This is a genomic window from Candidatus Omnitrophota bacterium, from assembly GCA_023227985.1.
Taxonomy (GTDB): domain Bacteria; phylum Omnitrophota; class Gorgyraeia; order Gygaellales; family Profunditerraquicolaceae; genus JALOCB01.
In genome coordinates, this window is sequence record JALOCB010000001.1 from 1 (window position 1) to 15,541 (window position 15,541).

14 protein-coding genes are annotated in these 15,541 nt (G+C 48.7%); all 14 read right to left on the reverse strand.

Annotation, left to right across the window (positions count from 1 at the left end; all coding sequences use genetic code 11):
• Positions 1–373, reverse strand: a 373-nt coding sequence (locus M0R35_00005) for a GTP-binding protein (GenBank protein ID MCK9594053.1), incomplete at its 3' end; no start/stop codon positions are given.
• Between the two features lie 205 nt (positions 374–578).
• Positions 579–1,766, reverse strand: coding sequence for a KamA family radical SAM protein (locus tag M0R35_00010; GenBank protein ID MCK9594054.1), 1,188 nt, complete (start codon positions 1,764–1,766; stop codon positions 579–581).
• Positions 1,759–2,766 carry an ATP-grasp domain-containing protein gene (locus M0R35_00015; protein ID MCK9594055.1) on the reverse strand — a complete coding sequence of 336 codons (1,008 nt, stop codon included), beginning with the start codon at positions 2,764–2,766 and terminating at the stop codon, positions 1,759–1,761. The genes M0R35_00010 and M0R35_00015 overlap by 8 nt, the downstream gene beginning before the upstream one ends.
• On the reverse strand, positions 2,766–3,755 hold the full coding sequence (locus M0R35_00020) for an ATP-grasp domain-containing protein (protein MCK9594056.1): 990 nt from the start codon (positions 3,753–3,755) through the stop codon (positions 2,766–2,768). Before M0R35_00020 ends, M0R35_00015 begins: the two co-directional genes overlap by 1 nt.
• A gap of 219 nt (positions 3,756–3,974) precedes the next feature.
• A complete protein-coding gene (locus tag M0R35_00025) occupies positions 3,975–4,715 on the reverse strand; it encodes a UPF0280 family protein (protein MCK9594057.1) in 741 nt (246 codons plus the stop codon).
• A gap of 10 nt (positions 4,716–4,725) precedes the next feature.
• Complete coding sequence (locus M0R35_00030) at positions 4,726–5,352, reverse strand: HAD family phosphatase (GenBank protein ID MCK9594058.1); 627 nt, start codon at positions 5,350–5,352, stop codon at positions 4,726–4,728.
• Positions 5,353–6,318, reverse strand: coding sequence for a PAC2 family protein (locus tag M0R35_00035; GenBank protein MCK9594059.1), 966 nt, complete (start codon positions 6,316–6,318; stop codon positions 5,353–5,355).
• 34 nt (positions 6,319–6,352) lie between these two features.
• On the reverse strand, positions 6,353–7,504 hold the full coding sequence (locus M0R35_00040) for a M20 family metallopeptidase (protein ID MCK9594060.1): 1,152 nt from the start codon (positions 7,502–7,504) through the stop codon (positions 6,353–6,355).
• 15 nt (positions 7,505–7,519) lie between these two features.
• Complete coding sequence (locus tag M0R35_00045; GenBank protein MCK9594061.1) at positions 7,520–7,729, reverse strand: zinc ribbon domain-containing protein; 210 nt, start codon at positions 7,727–7,729, stop codon at positions 7,520–7,522.
• 79 nt (positions 7,730–7,808) lie between these two features.
• On the reverse strand, positions 7,809–10,637 hold the full coding sequence (locus tag M0R35_00050) for a BamA/TamA family outer membrane protein (protein MCK9594062.1): 2,829 nt from the start codon (positions 10,635–10,637) through the stop codon (positions 7,809–7,811).
• A complete protein-coding gene (locus tag M0R35_00055) occupies positions 10,612–11,271 on the reverse strand; it encodes an endonuclease III domain-containing protein (protein ID MCK9594063.1) in 660 nt (219 codons plus the stop codon). Before M0R35_00055 ends, M0R35_00050 begins: the two co-directional genes overlap by 26 nt.
• Complete coding sequence (locus tag M0R35_00060; protein ID MCK9594064.1) at positions 11,268–13,259, reverse strand: PilZ domain-containing protein; 1,992 nt, start codon at positions 13,257–13,259, stop codon at positions 11,268–11,270. Before M0R35_00060 ends, M0R35_00055 begins: the two co-directional genes overlap by 4 nt.
• 1 nt (position 13,260) lies before the next feature.
• Entirely contained in the window at positions 13,261–13,476 is a 216-nt protein-coding gene (locus M0R35_00065) for a DUF3858 domain-containing protein (protein MCK9594065.1), read from the reverse strand.
• Positions 13,470–15,479 (reverse strand): DUF3857 domain-containing protein, encoded by a 2,010-nt coding sequence (locus tag M0R35_00070; protein ID MCK9594066.1) that lies wholly within the window; start codon positions 15,477–15,479, stop codon positions 13,470–13,472. The genes M0R35_00065 and M0R35_00070 overlap by 7 nt, the downstream gene beginning before the upstream one ends.
• Positions 15,480–15,541: the final 62 nt, after the last annotated feature.

The window sequence follows — 15,541 nt, forward strand, 5'->3', positions numbered from 1 at the left end:
GCAATCCGATATCTTCGAGGAGCGCCCAGGCTTTTTCCGTGCCGACATCAACCCCGGCGGCGGCGTCAATGACCACTATGGCGTTATCCACAGCGCGCACCCCGGAAAGGACCTCGGAGTAGAAATCGGAAAACCCGGGGGTATCCACTATCTGTATCCGGGTATTCTGATAATCACAGTACATGAAACTCGCGCTGATGGAAGATTTTCGCTCTATTTCATCCCAGTTATAGTCGCTGACGGTATTGCCTTCGGCGATAACGCCCTTGCGCGAAGTAGCCCCGCAGCGAAAAAGCAAAGACTCAGCCAGGCTGGTCTTACCGGATTGGGCGTGCCCCAGAAGAATAAGGCTCCTTTTGTTTTTGGCATCCATTATCCACTCCTTTTACCGCGCAGGCTACAGCGCAGCTTTCTGTAATTTCCCTTTTTCAAGCCGGATTAAATCTTTTTTAGATTTAACTGGTTAGATATTAGGGCAGATTTATATAAGCAGAAACTGGATTATCAAAAATTGTCTATCCGGGCAAACATGGATGATTTTATTATAAGTAGGATTTACAGGATGGTCAAGGAAAAAACTATTCCAGATAGGTGTAAACGGTGCCTTCGTAATTACGCAGGACGTATTTCCCCTTGGCCTGGGAAAGGATGTAATTCGGGCTGATCGGGATCTTACCGCCGCCGCCCGGCGCATCAATTACATAAGTAGGCACGCCGTATCCCGAGGTGTGGCCGCGCAGTTTTTCGATTATATTGATCCCCGCGCTTACCGGCGTGCGGAAATGCTGCGTTCCCCGGACAAGGTCGCACTGATAAATGTAATAAGGTCTGACCCTGATCCGCAGAAGATCATGCATTAGTTTACGCATAGTGCTGGGCCGGTCGTTTATCCCCTGCAGCAAGACTGTCTGGCTGCCCAACGGGATACCCGACTCCGAGAGCATATCGCAGGCTATCCTTGTCCGGCGGGTTATCTCTTTGGGATGGTTGAAATGTATGCTCATCCAGACCGGGGCGGACTTCTTAAGCGTGGCGATAAGCCCTTCAGTGATCCTCTGCGGCAAAGTTACCGGGACCCTGGTCCCTAACCGCAGGAATTCCAAATGCGGTATAGCCCTAAGTTTCCGCAATAATTCCCCAAGCACTTCGTCTTCCAGGGTAAGAGGGTCTCCCCCGGAAATAAGAACGTCGCGGACTTTTTTATTAGAACGGATGTATTCTATCGCTTTATCCCACCGGGACCCGGAGTTATCCGGCTGCTCTTCATTTCCAACCAGCCTTCTGCGGGTGCAATGGCGACAGTACATAGCGCAGGCATCGGTAGCCAAAAGCAATACGCGGTCAGGATACCGGTGCACCAAATGAGGCGCCGGCGAATCGTTGTCTTCCCCGCAGGGATCGGTCATTTCATAAGGCCCGATCTTGAATTCACTGGCCGTAGGGATACACTGCCTGCGGATAGGACAATTGGGATCATCCGGGTCGATCAAAGTAGCCCAATAAGGAGTAACGGCCATAGCCATGCGGCCCTTGGCGTTCTTTAAACCTTCTTCTTCGGCAGGAGTAAGACGGATGACCTGGCTGATCTGCTCCAGGCGGGTGATCCGGTTCTTCATCTGCCAATGCCAGTCTTCCCAATCCAAAGGATTAACATCCTTATAAAGGCTGATCTGCTGGTAATCCCGGGATTTCCTGCCTGGGCGAGTTACGGGAAGAATATTCTCGGTTTGCATCTTCTGATTCTCAGTTACCGCAGCATTACCCATTATTCACCTTCCTCCTTTGAAAGGCGCTCATTAATATGGAATCGATTATATCCTCGTATTTCATCCCCGCGGCATAGGCCATTATCGGAAAATTGGATTCCTTGGGATTCAACCCCGGCAGCGGATTTATCTCCAGGACATATGGTATATTATCTTTGCTCAACCGGATATCCGTGCGCGAAATGTCATAACACCCTACGGCCCGGTGGGTCTTTAAAGCGGCCTCTTTTACCAGACTCTCCGTCTCGCTGTCTAAACGGGCAGGGCAATGGAACGTTGGGGTAAGCCCCTGAGAATCGTCGCCCTGGAACTCCTTCATCCTCCAGGAATAGAAAAATTCTCCGGAACGCGCACAACTGGAAAAATCTATTTCCAGGATAGGCAGGATCAAAGCCTTTCCGTTCTCCAGGATCCCCACAGTCAACTCCTTGCCCTCAATGAATTCCTCAACCAACACTTCCTGATGATAAATACTGCTAAGCTCTCTTACCTTGGCGTAAAGATCGATTTCATTATTCACCACGTTAGACCTGCCTATCCCTTTAGCCGAGCCCTCCAGGTTGGGTTTTAAGATAAGCGGGAATTTTAACTGGGGATCCAGGATTTCGTCGCCCTTGCTGAAAACCTGAAAAAGCGGCGTGGGGATATTATCCGCCTTTAGTATCTTCTTGGTCATCGCCTTGTTCAAGGCCAGGGCCAGGGAAAACGTATCCGAGCCAGTATAAGGGATATTTAAATATTCAAGTATCGCCGGGATCTCCGATTCGCGGAATTTACCGTGTTTGCCCTCGGCGATATTAAAGACCATATCTACCCGGTTATGCATGAAAAAATCCATCAGGTTAGGCCGGTCCGCATCCACGGATTCAACCGTATGCCCCCGGGAACGCAAAGCGTTCCTGATCGCATTAACGGTCTCTTCCGAATCGAACTCAGAGAAATAATCCAGCGGCTTCGTATTATCGTCTTTCTTAAGATTATACGTGAGTGCGATCTTCATCAATTTGTTTTATACCTCGAGATTGCGGCTTTCAGTATCCGGCCGATGATCGCCTCATAAGAAATCCCTATATTCTTAGCGACCAGCATAAAAACATCTTCGGTAGATAGAGACGGCAGCGGGTTGATCTCCAGCACATACGGCACGCCTTTCTCATCGACCCGAAAATCCACCCTGCCGAAATCGCGGCATTCGATCGCGTTATAGGTTTTGATCGCCTGCTCCATTATCTTTTTCTTCAAGCTGTCGCTTATGGCCGCCGGGCAGACATACTCCAATTTATCGTCATGAATATGGCCGAAGGTATAAAATTTATCTTTCAGGTTAAGTTGCCCGTCGATCTTGATCTGCACGATCGGCAGGACCTCAGGAGGGTCGTTACCAACGATCGCCACGGTGAACTCTTCGCCGCGAATAAACTCCTCGACCAGAGCCGGTTGCTTATAGGTCGAGATCACATGCTCGACCTGTTTCATCAGCTCTCCCCTATTTTCCACCCGGGATGTCTCGGAAAGCCCCTTGGAAGAGCCCTCAAAACGCGGCTTGACAAAAAGAGGGAATTTCATATGGTTAAGGCCGTTAAGGGAATCGCCTGATTTTATCTCCATGAACTTCGGGGTATTGATCCCGTCGGCGATAAAGACCTTCTTGGCCATGATCTTGTCCAAAGACACAGCCAGGCTTAAAGCATCCGCCCCGACAAAGGGGATCCCGGCCATCTCCAGGAGCATAGGCACCTGAGACTCGCGGTTCCGGCCGATAAGCCCTTCGGATATATTAAAGACGATATCCACATCCAGCTTATCCATATTCCCCATAAGACGGGATGCATTGCCTATCTTTTTTACCTGAAAACCGTTGGCTTCGATAGCCTTGGCGATTATCTTAACAGTGGAAGGATGGTCGAACTCGGCGTTAGCGTCCGGCGGGTCATTTTTCTTGAATTCGTAATCTGTCTTTAAATCGTAAGTGAGTCCGACTTTTTTCATATGGTTTATATAAAAAAAGGCTCTGTTGAAAAAGAGCCTTTGACCTTATTCTGTTTTTTCAACTGCCTGCCTTTCCTCCTCAATTCCGGATGATTTCTTTCAGCTTCATTATAATTTTTATCATAACTGCTGTTTTTGTCAAGGGTTTTCTCTCGTCGATAAATACGCTTTTTAAAATAATTTTTTTAAAATTACCGCCGGAGCGCGATCTTCCGGGGGTTAACGGGACAATTCAACCTGTCCCCAGGTGGCCAGAGTATCGCTTAAAATTATCATTATCCCCCGGACCCCTTTTATAGAACTGCCGAAGGCGATAGCGCGGCCGATGTCATCCCGGGATTTTACCATATTACAGACGGCGGTAGCCAAGGCATCCGCCAATACCGCGCTGTCCGCGATGACCACCGCGCTGTCCGCGTTGCCGAAACTTACCGAATGCCCGATAGTCGCCGAAGAAGTGCAGATCCCCAGAGGAGACCGTTCCGGCTGTATCTTCACGTTTATTTTATTAAGCCTTTTGTTTTTACCCGCGTATAAACCGACCTTGACCGGGCGGGTACTCTTCATAAATATATCGCCGCCGTTCTCGATGATCACATCGCGGAAACCTTTAGCCAGCAGGTCCCGGCCCAAGAACTGGGCGATCGCCCCGGCGACAGAAGCCATCGGCCCGACATTCGCCTTTGCCGACTGAACAGCCATTTCTTTAATTATCCGGTGGCTGGTCGATTCCACGGCTATCGGTTTAAGAGCCGCAATAAACCTGCGGTCTTTATAATTGACATACTCTTCGATCTTATCCCGGTAAAAGATTATCTTTGATTCAATAAATCTTTTATCCGCCGGCTTATCGGTCAATATTAAAAGGTCCGTGTCCTTGACCGCTACGCGGATCTTGAACAAATCGCCGGCATTAACCCTGCCGCGGTAATATCGTTTCTTATATCCTTCTGTCTTCATAACGGTATTCTCAGCGGCCGGAATTAACGCCGCAATCAGCCAGGTCTTGGAGCAATTGGCTGTACCCTTTGAACACAAATGCGCGGATCCCTATCCTGCCGGCCGCTTCGATCATCTCCGGACGGTCATCCGCGTAAAAAGCTTCTGTCGGATCAACCCTTAGAATGCTCAGCGTTTTTCGGTAGATCATCGGGTCAGGCTTGACCAAACCCAGCTCATATGAAAGCAGGATTTGGTGAAAATGATCGAAAACAGGGAATTCGGATCTCAGGTATTCAAAATGCAGCTGGTTTGTGTTTGAAAGGAGGGCTACGATATAATTAGGATACAGCCGCCTGATCAATTCATAGACCCGGCGGTTATCAGGCTTAAAAAAGAATACCCCATTCCAGATATCTTTAAACTGCTCAAAACCCATCTCGAGGCAGAGCGCCGCCTTGACCTGGACGAAGAATTCTTCCGGCGGGATACTGCCTTCCTCAAAAGGCCGGATCAATTGCGGCCGGGAAAAGATCCCGTAGATATCGCCTACGCTCTTGTTCGCGCATCCGGAGAGCTTTTCTGCGGATACGCGGGGATCCAGATCGATAAGTACATTGCCCAGATCAAAGATCACCGCTTTTATTTTGCCCGCCACCTAATTATTCTTTCCTTTTGTCTTTTTAAAAAGATCCAGGAATCTGTCTTCGTATTCCTTATAAACGCTCCACTTGTCCAATTCGCTTTTTAACTCATTGGCCTTTGAAATATCCAAATCGGCCTGGGTGAAGAGTTTTTCGATCTTTTCTTTTATCGACTGCGGCAGTTTGGTCAGCTGGCTGAGAGACTTTTTGATCTTTTCTATTTCATCATCGCCTATAGGACCCGGGGCAGGGGCCAATTTCAGATGGTCAAAAAGGCTGTTGATCTGCGCCTCCATGGCACGGGCCTGAGTGATCAACTCAGACAGATCCAGCTTTATATTCAATATCTTATTTAACGCATCCAAAACCGCGTACGCGGCCTTAGGGTTCTCGATCTGTATCGTATATAAAGGGATCTCGCCTAAAAGACAGAACCCGCCCAGCCCTTCTTGTTTAGCCATACCCAGAAAAAGGCCGTTCAAGCCGCTGATCTGCCCTTCGCGCAAAAGGTTTATGTCGGATTTCTTAAGTTCAGCGATGATCTTCTGCTCGGTAGCTGTGAACCAAACGTTCGCCGGATGATTATGGTCTACAGGCTGAGGCATTGCCGCGAAACCTATTACCTTTTTTATTTTAAAACTTTTCGCAAGGGCGATTATTCTCTTGCAGTATTCTTCGGCCTTAGCCAGATCAGGCTGGGCGTCGCTGAGCATAAACACCAGGTCGCCTTTGCCGGATTTATCTTTGTGGTAATAAAACCTGCTGAAAGGCAGCGCGGGAATATCAATCACGCCTTCGCGGATAACGCTTTCGGTCAGGTAAAAGAACTCTCCCGAAGGGATCTCGGCAAATTCTTCCGCTTTTAATTTATCGATCAGATATGATACAGCTTTAAAAGCCACCTCACCCATACCAGGCCAGCCCACAATAAGGCAGGGATTTTTCAATCTTGGTCTTTTTTTTATCTTTATTCCTTCCATACATCCCTCTTGTTTCAAGACCCGGTCTTCTAACCTATTTGCCCGCATTGGTTTTCAAGACCGGGTCTTGGTATCGTTGTAAAAAATTCACCAGCACATCCGCTCCGCGGTAAAGATTTTCCACCCTGACGTATTCATCAGCCATATGCGCCTGGCCTTCCGAGCCAAAACCCGTGGCAATGGCCGGGATACCTTTATCCTGAAAAAAAGTTATTACTGTGGCGCCTTCAGACCCGCGGATCATCGGCTTTATATTCATCCGGTTCATCGCCCCGGCCAGGGATTCCACGAGTTTATGCTCCCGCGGGATAAAATAAGGCCTCTGGATACCTTCAACCTCTATTTCAAAATCACGGGTATATTTACGGACAGTCTTTTTTACGCGTTTTAGGATATCCTCGCCGTATTCCCCGGGTAAAAAACGGAAATCCAGCTCGAACTCGCACCAATCCGCCACAACATTCACCTTATCCCCGCCTTTAATGGTCCCGATATTCAGCGTCGGAGGATGAAGATATTTATTCTTTTTCTTCGCGAAACCCAGCTTCTTCAGCCCGGCAATGATCTCCAGGGACTTATCAATGGCGTTAACCCCCAGCCAGGGGTAAGCCCCGTGCGCCTTCCGGCCTTTTACCTTGACCTTAAGATGCATCAGGCCTTTTTGGGTGATCACGATCTCAAAATCATCGGCATCAAGGACGACTGCCGCGTCCGGCTTTAATATACCCTTCTTCAACAGCGGGATAAGCCCGAGCTCTGAGCCGCTTTCCTCATCAGCGGTAGCGGCAAAGATCAACTCATAATCCAGGCGGATGTTATTTTCAACGATTATATTTATCGCCTCCAGGCCGCAGGCGAGATTGCACTTGCAATCGGTAGTTCCCAAGCCGTACATTCTGGGCCCAACAATTTTGGCCCTGAACGGATCAAAACTCCAGCTTTTGCCGACAGGAACAGTATCCAGATGCGGGGTGATCAAAAGCGACCGGCCGCCCTTTTTCCCTGGAAGGCGCCCGATGATATTGCCCCTTCCCTTCGCGAAGGCATATTCCGTTGTCCTGACCCCCAGTTTATTTAGATACCCGCGGACAAAAGCCGCCACAGAGAGTTCATTGCCCGGAGGATTCTGGGAATCCCGCCTGATCAGGTCCTGCATAAGTTCAAGCAAACGTTTTTTATTAGCCATTTATTTACGCCTTAATCAGTGCCCGCAAGAAGAGCAGTTATGCGAAGAGCATCCCCCGCATTTCGATGAAGAGCTGCCCGAATCTGAACTAAAAGCGAAAACGGAGAATAACTTCTTCGGTTTTCCATGGCGGCATTTAGGGCAAACCACTTCCTCGCCTGCCCTACGGACCAGATACTCGAATTTATTCCCGCATTTTACGCATTCAAACTCATAAAGAGGCATGGTTGTATCCTTAAATATGCCCGGGCGTCTCCGGGGAAACTATTATACCAGAAGAAACTATAAAATCCAGACTGTTTACTTAAAACGCCTGGCTTATCCCGAACCAGAGATGCGGGTCTTCTTTGGGGTCATTTATGGCCCTGGCGAAATCTATTCTCAAAACGGCTTTTTCCAGGAACCCGACCATGTCAAAGTGCAGCCTCAGGCCTACTCCTGCGTCTTTCTTGAAATCCGCGCTATCAAAATCAGAATACCAGGCCTTGCCTGCATCAAAAAAAGCCACAGCCTGGACCTTATCCAGGGAAAAGATATTCCCAGGAGAATACATCTTAATATCCGTGGAAAGCGGGAGGCGGTATTCAAGGCTGGAAAGGAACATCTGCGAGCCTTCTATAGTTTTCATCCCATAACCCCGCAGCCCTTCAGCCCCGCCTAACTGGAATAATTTCTTATCCGCCGGTCCGCCGCAACCCAGCTTTATTTTACTGGCGGCAGTATGCTGATATTTCGGAAAGATCAACCGGTAATTATCCAATTCCGCGCTGCTGCGCCAGAAATCCTCAGTCCCTCCCAGAAAATGTCCGGCGAATTCCTGAGTAGGAATAACCTTCCAGCCGCGAACCGGATCGGCATACGGGCCATACCTGCCGAATGTCCCGGTTACCCCGGCAATAGCCTCTTCTCTTTTACGGTAATGGAGGTTATTAATTTCTTCTTTGCCGTTGAAACTGGCGGTGCTTTCCAGTTTTTGGTCCCGGACCAGGTATATAGTGAAATGATCGTTGGAATCGAACACCCCGTAACTTGCCGGCCAGAGCTCTTTACGCAGGTACAGTTTACCTCCGGAGACGTCGTTGCCCGCTTTGCTTGATTCATAGTCGAAAATCTCGAAACCCACGGCTGTCTGCTGGTTGAATAAATGGGGGAATTCATAGCCCAGGGTGGAATCAAAGGCCTTTCCGTTAAAATCATATACCGAACTGAGCCTGACCAGGCCGTCAAAAGGTTTTTGCGCCGAAGCCCCTAACCCAAGTGAAGAGCCGCCAACCTGCGGCCCGGCGACCAGGTTATAAGAATCCTGAGGCAACAATACCGGCAACTCATACACGAATAAATAAAGCGGCACCAGCTTAAAATGCGTTTTTTTGGGCCAGGAGTTATTTGTCCGGTCAAGATCAAGGGTAATAAGATCATCCGGGTCAATCTGCACTGACTTTATTTTATTTTCCCGAAGAGGAATAAAAAAATACTTATTTTTACCGTCCCAGTCATAATCCTTACTGCTGCCATCTGCGAATGTGACCCGCGCGGCCACAGGCATCTGGATCTGGCCCCGGTTCTCCAAGGTAACTTTATCCGGCCGCACTTCCTTTACCGCGTAATCGCAGATCTTGCTGGTCTTCAGCCACTGCTCAAAGAACCAATTTAAATCCCGGCCTGATTCCTCATTACAAATACGGATGAATTCCTTAAGGCTTATATTCTTAAACCTGAATTCCGAAGCATACCTGCCGATCACCCGGTTAAACACAGCTTCGCCTATCTGGCCTTTGAGCATATCCAGAATGGCCGAACCCTTGCCGTAGGTCAGGGCAAATATCGAAGAAGGCTCCTGAAAACTGGACAGCTCACCGATCACCGGCCGGTCAAGCCCGGATTTAGCCATAAAAATATAGCGCAGCGCTGTAGAGTCCCGGAAAGAGAAATTGGGGATGAACGGTTTAATTAATTTAGGAAGGTCCAGGACCTGGGCGTTCTTTCCGTACCGGGATTCCAGATACTCCAGGACCCAGTAGGAATTCATCCCCTCATCCATGAACATCTCACGGTATTCGTCGGAGCCGATGATGTTATAAAACCACTGGTGGCTGGTCTCGTGGGAGATAAGAAAATCGAAATAACGGTCAAGGAACCGCGGCAGTTTGTACACCCGGGTATCGATGAATATGAAAGCGGAAGACTGATCACCGCCGTAACCCAGATAATTAGGGACGATGCTGAACTGGCTGTAAGGATACTCCCCGAAACGCCGAGAATTGAATCGCATCAGGTCGCGGGCGTTTTCCGCCGCGTCCCGGGCTCTTGTTTCATCCCCTTTGAGATAATAAGAATTGATCCTGATCCCCTGATCATCAAGCGAGTGAACCAGGAAATCCGGGGAAATCCCGACGGCGAAATCCCTGACCGGAGCCTCTGTTTCAAAATACAGGCTCTTTGTCCCGTCAGCATTGAGCTGTTCGTTATTAAGAACGCCGGTCGCGGCAACCACCTCTTTCTGAGGCAGGGTCAGTTTCAGGCTGTAATATGCCGCGTCGCTGAAATAAGGATGGTGGTAAATATAAAAAGGGTAGTTGTGCCAACCCTGGTTGTCATGAACGCTCAACAAGGGATACCACCGGTTCAGGCTGATGATCTTCCTATGCCAGCCGAACCTTCCGTAGCTGTGCGGGATATCCACGTTAAAAACCAGGTTTATCTCGCAAGATTCTCCGGGATCCACCTGGCGGACTAATTCGACCTTAAGGATAGTCTGATCTTGGCCGAATTCCGAGAACTTAAGCGAATCCTGGCCTGAGAATGCCTTTTCGACCCGCAGGTCCCCTGACTGGAACCCCTCGGGAAAAGGATTAACCTTGAAATATCCGGCGTAACGATACAGAAAACTTATATCCGACTGCGTATATTCCCTGTGAGGGTAGATATGAAAGCAGGCCTCGTTCAAGGGGATATCGCTATTATTCACGAAGACCACTTTCTGCCGAGCTTTTATTTTGTGCGCGGCGGTATCGATAACGGCATCTATTTCATAGCGGGGGAATTCCCCGGCGAGGAGATAACGGGAAGGCAGTGCCAGGATAAGAAATACGAAAAACAAAACAACTTTAACTTTTATCGCGGATCCTGTCATTTTCTTTCAACGGGCATATACGGCACTTCGGATTGTTCTTAAAACAGAATTCCTTGGCCAGCCTGACGATCAGCGCGTGGTATTCCTTGAATAATCCGACATCTGCGGGGAGATTGCGCATAAATATCCCCTGAACAGAATGATACTCCGGGTCCGCGGCGATGATCTTATGCCGGGAAAAGATTCTTTTGGTATAAGCATCTACCACAAAAACCGGTTTAGCCAAAGCGTAAAGCAGGATCGAATCCGCAGTCTCCGGACCGATCCCTTTCACCGAAAGCAGCTGTTCACGCAGTATGGATGTTCTTACCGCGGCCATCCTTTTCACGCTGGCCTTGTAGTCCCTGATGAAAAAAGCCAGGAAATTTTTGATCCGGAGGGCCTTAAGGTTGTAATATCCCGACGGCCGGATAAATTGCGCCAGCCTTTTATCGCAAAGACCGTAAAGTTTCGCGGGGGACAGGACTTTATTCTTCTTAAGGCTTCTTATCGCCTTTTCTACATTTGTCCAACTGGTATTCTGGGTAAGAATAGCTCCTATCATCACCTCAAACGCGGAGTCCGCCGGCCACCAGTATTGCGGCCCAAAACGAGCGAATAATCTTTTGTAAATATCCTTAAATCCCAGCTTCATTCCTTGATTTCCAAGGGATTGTAATGATAATAAGCGAATATCGTATATGCGGTCCCGGATACGGAGCCTGTGGCTTTGCCTTTAGGAGTGGACCAGCCGTGGCCCGTGTCCACAAAATCACAACTGGCATAAGGAAGACACCCCTCCCCCTGGCCTGAAGGCGAAGGGCTGTTTATTATCATATTGCATAACTGCGACAGGTATTCATCCGCTTTTTCCTGGTAAAATTTGGCTTTGGCGGCCATATCCTTCTTATGGTAATATTCACTCATTATCCTGAAGGATATGACCATCTGCGCGGTCCATTCCGAGGAGACTACGCCTCCGCGGGCCAGATGCCGTTGCGGGGCGAAATCGAATCCTTTTATTTTCACATTCCCGCCGCCTATTCGGGGATAAAAAACCTCTACCGCGCAATTAGTCTCGGCGAATTCCATTATTTTATCCGGATTCAACCCTAATTCGCTTAATTTCTCCGGGCCTATGGCGGCTATAGACCAGGCATACGTGTCCGTGGCAATAGTAGAGTCTCCTTTGCCGCGCATGATCGGGATATCCTGCTGGTTATAGGTATTCCGGATCAACCAGTTCAGCATTTTATCCCTGGCGTCCAAATAAACCTGCTTTCCGGTCGCCTTATAAAGCATATTGAAGAACGCGTATCCGTCAAGATTATGCTCGGTGGCGTACCAAGTTACATCCGGCCCTCCGCGGATACCCCCGTCCTTATCTTCAGCCTGCAAGGCCATTATCGGCTGAGCAATCTCTTCGGCCAAATGCAGGTATTTCGGGTCCCCGGTTTTATGCCCGTACTGCAGGACCGCGATCCCCAGCCAGATATTCGGCCCGCAGTGCAGGATATATTCAGCGGGAGTGCCGTCGCTTACATAATAAGCGTTATAAAACATCCCCCCCTGCCTTTTAGCCTTTTTGACGAAAAAATCCATGAGCTTATTAGACCGCTCAAAATCGGAAAAATTAGTATATGCCTGCAAGGCCAGGGACTGGTCGTATATGAACGCCCAGTTAGCCAATTCATTGTCTCCCTCGAAACTCATCACCATTCCGGTACGCTGATTCTGATGGACAGTAAGCCAGCGGTACATCTTGTCGAAATTGGCTTTTTCCAGGACTACCTTGCGTTCATCCAAGCGCAGAAGTTCTTCGGTAACCTTATTTTCTTTATGCTGGAGGCCAAGCAATTCTTCCTGGAACGCGGATTTTTCTTTGGCCAATTTCTCTACTGTCGCGTTCAACTCCTTGAGCCGGTCCTTATTCTTCGCATCCTCGAGCCTGGCCCTTTCCTCCTCCTGTTGAACCTTAAGCTCGCCCTGCCTGGCCTTCTCCTCCAATAAGGCTTTTTCCTCATCAATGTTCTGAAGCCGTAGCTGCAGCGCCCCTATTTTCAGATGAAGATCTTCTTTTTCCCGGCTTATATCTTTTATTTTCTGCTTGGCTATACTGGATTCCTGAAGGATATTGACTAATTGCTGGACCAAAGCCTTATTTCCTTTTACCAACTGCATATTTACATATCCGCCAATAACAAAACCTGCGATCAGGACGGATATTATAGTCAGTATAAAAGGCAGGAATAGCTTCTTGGCCCGCGCGTATTGAATGATCTTTGCCTGGGCTAGCGGGTTTATTTTTTCATAACTCAATCCGATGAAAAAACGCAGGCGGTCTTCCGGGTCTTCCTTGACCCAGGCGATCCTGGCCTGCGCGTCGACTGCCGGGCGGTTCAATGGCATACGTATGCGCAATAACACGGCATAATTGCCTGTCTTTAAAAGCCCCCGGACATGGCTGTCGAGATTGCCCGAGTCCAAAAGGATACCACCCTTGCTTATATTGTGCGTAAAACCCTGTATCCAGTCGGACAAGAACTGCAGGCCGTCGATACTGACCAGCCTGAATTGCACGGGGAATACCGAATCAAGCCTTATATATTGCCTGCGTTCGGCGGATAATATCTTTTTTGCCACGTTATTTGATCCTTTCCAGGATTATCCGCTGTTTGATCTTCTTGGAAAGCTCTTCCAGGGATTTCTTGAAAGCGGGATATTCTTCTTCAGATATAATATTCTCCTTCAACTCCAGTTCCTGGCGGAGATTAATTATATTCCCCGCATATTTATAGCGGACGCTGAATTTAAGCCAAGGGTTGTCCTCATTTATATCCGGCGGCATATATTCTACCACAAAACCCGCCGGGACGATATATTTAGCTCCGCGCCTTTGATATCCAGCATATCCAGATCAAGCGGATAATTTCGCTTATCGCGGGAAACTATCCCCGTATTCACATCTACCAGTTGAGGCATTATCCTTAACCGGCCGGCGCAGGTAAAATATTCAGGGCCGTGGAACCGGTAACTTAATTCCACGGTTTTATCCAGGTCATCAAGGTTTTTTATATCGTAATCCTTAAGGGTCGCACCTATGGATATGCCCTGTATCTTCTTCTCGATCTCCGCGCGGATCAATTCGGGGAGAGTATAAAGAAGCCAGTAACGCTGGAACTGATCATACACACCCCGGGTACGGATAGTTTTCTGCGCGTCGATACTTTCATCGTTGTTGACCTTTATGCTTACAGCCTGCTTAACCGTGTTATCCTCCGCAGGGGCCAACGGCGTGTTCAATATTTTATACCCATCCTCGCCGCATAATAAAACTTTTCTCGCCTGATCACCCAGGGGGATATCGCCGAATGAACAGACCTGGGCGGTGGTATCAAAAAAAACCGTTTTGCCGTTCACCTCGGCGCAGGCTATGCAGTGGTTGAAGATCATATTAGGCAGATCCTCATTCAGGTCGTAATATTCCTTTGTCCCGATCAACACCGGCCAGGCGCGTATTCCCGCCTGCCTTAACATCCCCGCGAGAAGAATCGCCTGGTCTTTACAATCCCCGTATTTATTTTTAAAGATATCCGCCGCCCGGTGAGGCTCATATCCAGCCTTTCCGTATTCCACGGCCACATAGCGTATCTGCCGGGCGCAAAAATTATAGACAGCCCGGGCCCGCGCTTCTTCTGATCCCAGGTTTTCAGTCAATTCCTTCACCTTTAACCGTATCGCGTCATCCGCGGCCATTTTATCCTTAGCCAGCGGCCACCACCAATTATAGACTTCATCCCAGCTGTCAAAGGTAGAGATAAACAACGCCGGGTTTATCCTGGTCGACGGGATCATATCGGCTTCCGGAATGATCTGCGGTATATTCTCAAAATGCCAGCTATAAACCCTGCTGGATTTGGTTTCCTTTATGACCGGCTTTAGCTCAGCCCCGAAGTTATTATATTTTTCATTAAGATACTTCAAGTGCAGCCGCCTGTCCAAGGGCAGCTCTACGGTGAAATCAGCGCTGGCGATCGGCTCTGAGGACTGCACGGGGTAAATTTCGGCAAAATGTTTTTTGTCAACCAATTCATTACTGTATATTTTTACCTTGTATTCGATGCAGGCCCCCTTGGTCACTCCGGGAAAGGATATGATAAAAACACGGGCATTGCTGTAAAGCGGAAAGTTAAGATATTTACTGACGTCGCGGATATGCCTTGTACCCACATTGACTACTCTGCCATCGGGGGCTATGGTCCTGGCAAAATCCAACTCGACTTTCTCATAAGTAGAGTCATACTCGACAGGGGCTTCGGAAAACTCATTCTTGCCCCGGTCATTAAGGACCTTGACCACATAATGGAAAGTAGAAACCTGCCGGTTATCCGGCAGTATCCTGATCTTTTCATCGCAAAACAATATCTGAGCTCCGGCCTGGGGATACTTTTCCGCAACAGGCGCTTTTTCTATAATATCGGCTGTTTGAGGACTGATCTGCCGTATTTTTTTCGAAACGCCGGATTTTTCGATCAAGCCGGTCCGCTCGGCCGCTTCTTTGGCGAACTTCCCGGCTTTTATCTGCCCGTATATCTCCAGCGCCTTATCGAACAAATTGAGTTTTTCACAAGTAAGGCCGTGGTAATAACGGGTTTCGTCATCCGGGCTGTTATCGCGGCTGAAAAAATCAAGCGCCTCGGTAAAACTGCCCAGGCGGTAACTGGCTATCCCCCTTAATTTCATCGCTCCGGAAAGATCCGTCGATTTTAATTCTTCAACAGCCTGATGGAACTTTCCGCGGTCAAAATAAAGCCCGGCCAGTTCCAAACGCAGCGCCCCGTCATCCGGGCTCCTCTCGATCATTCCGCGATATATATCCACCGCAGCCCGATAATCCGTCTGAGATCTATTGGCGAGAAACCGCG

Coding starts and splice junctions, on each gene's coding strand:
- M0R35_00010 (MCK9594054.1), bottom strand. CDS start 1,766: ATGGGTAATGCTGCGGTAACTGAGAATCAGAAGATGCAAACCGAGAAT.
- M0R35_00015 (MCK9594055.1), bottom strand. CDS start 2,766: ATGAAGATCGCACTCACGTATAATCTTAAGAAAGACGATAATACGAAG.
- M0R35_00020 (MCK9594056.1), bottom strand. CDS start 3,755: ATGAAAAAAGTCGGACTCACTTACGATTTAAAGACAGATTACGAATTC.
- M0R35_00025 (MCK9594057.1), bottom strand. CDS start 4,715: ATGAAGACAGAAGGATATAAGAAACGATATTACCGCGGCAGGGTTAAT.
- M0R35_00035 (MCK9594059.1), bottom strand. CDS start 6,318: ATGGAAGGAATAAAGATAAAAAAAAGACCAAGATTGAAAAATCCCTGC.
- M0R35_00040 (MCK9594060.1), bottom strand. CDS start 7,504: ATGGCTAATAAAAAACGTTTGCTTGAACTTATGCAGGACCTGATCAGG.
- M0R35_00045 (MCK9594061.1), bottom strand. CDS start 7,729: ATGCCTCTTTATGAGTTTGAATGCGTAAAATGCGGGAATAAATTCGAG.
- M0R35_00050 (MCK9594062.1), bottom strand. CDS start 10,637: ATGACAGGATCCGCGATAAAAGTTAAAGTTGTTTTGTTTTTCGTATTT.
- M0R35_00055 (MCK9594063.1), bottom strand. CDS start 11,271: ATGAAGCTGGGATTTAAGGATATTTACAAAAGATTATTCGCTCGTTTT.
- M0R35_00070 (MCK9594066.1), bottom strand. CDS start 15,479: ATGATCGAGAGGAGCCCGGATGACGGGGCGCTGCGTTTGGAACTGGCC.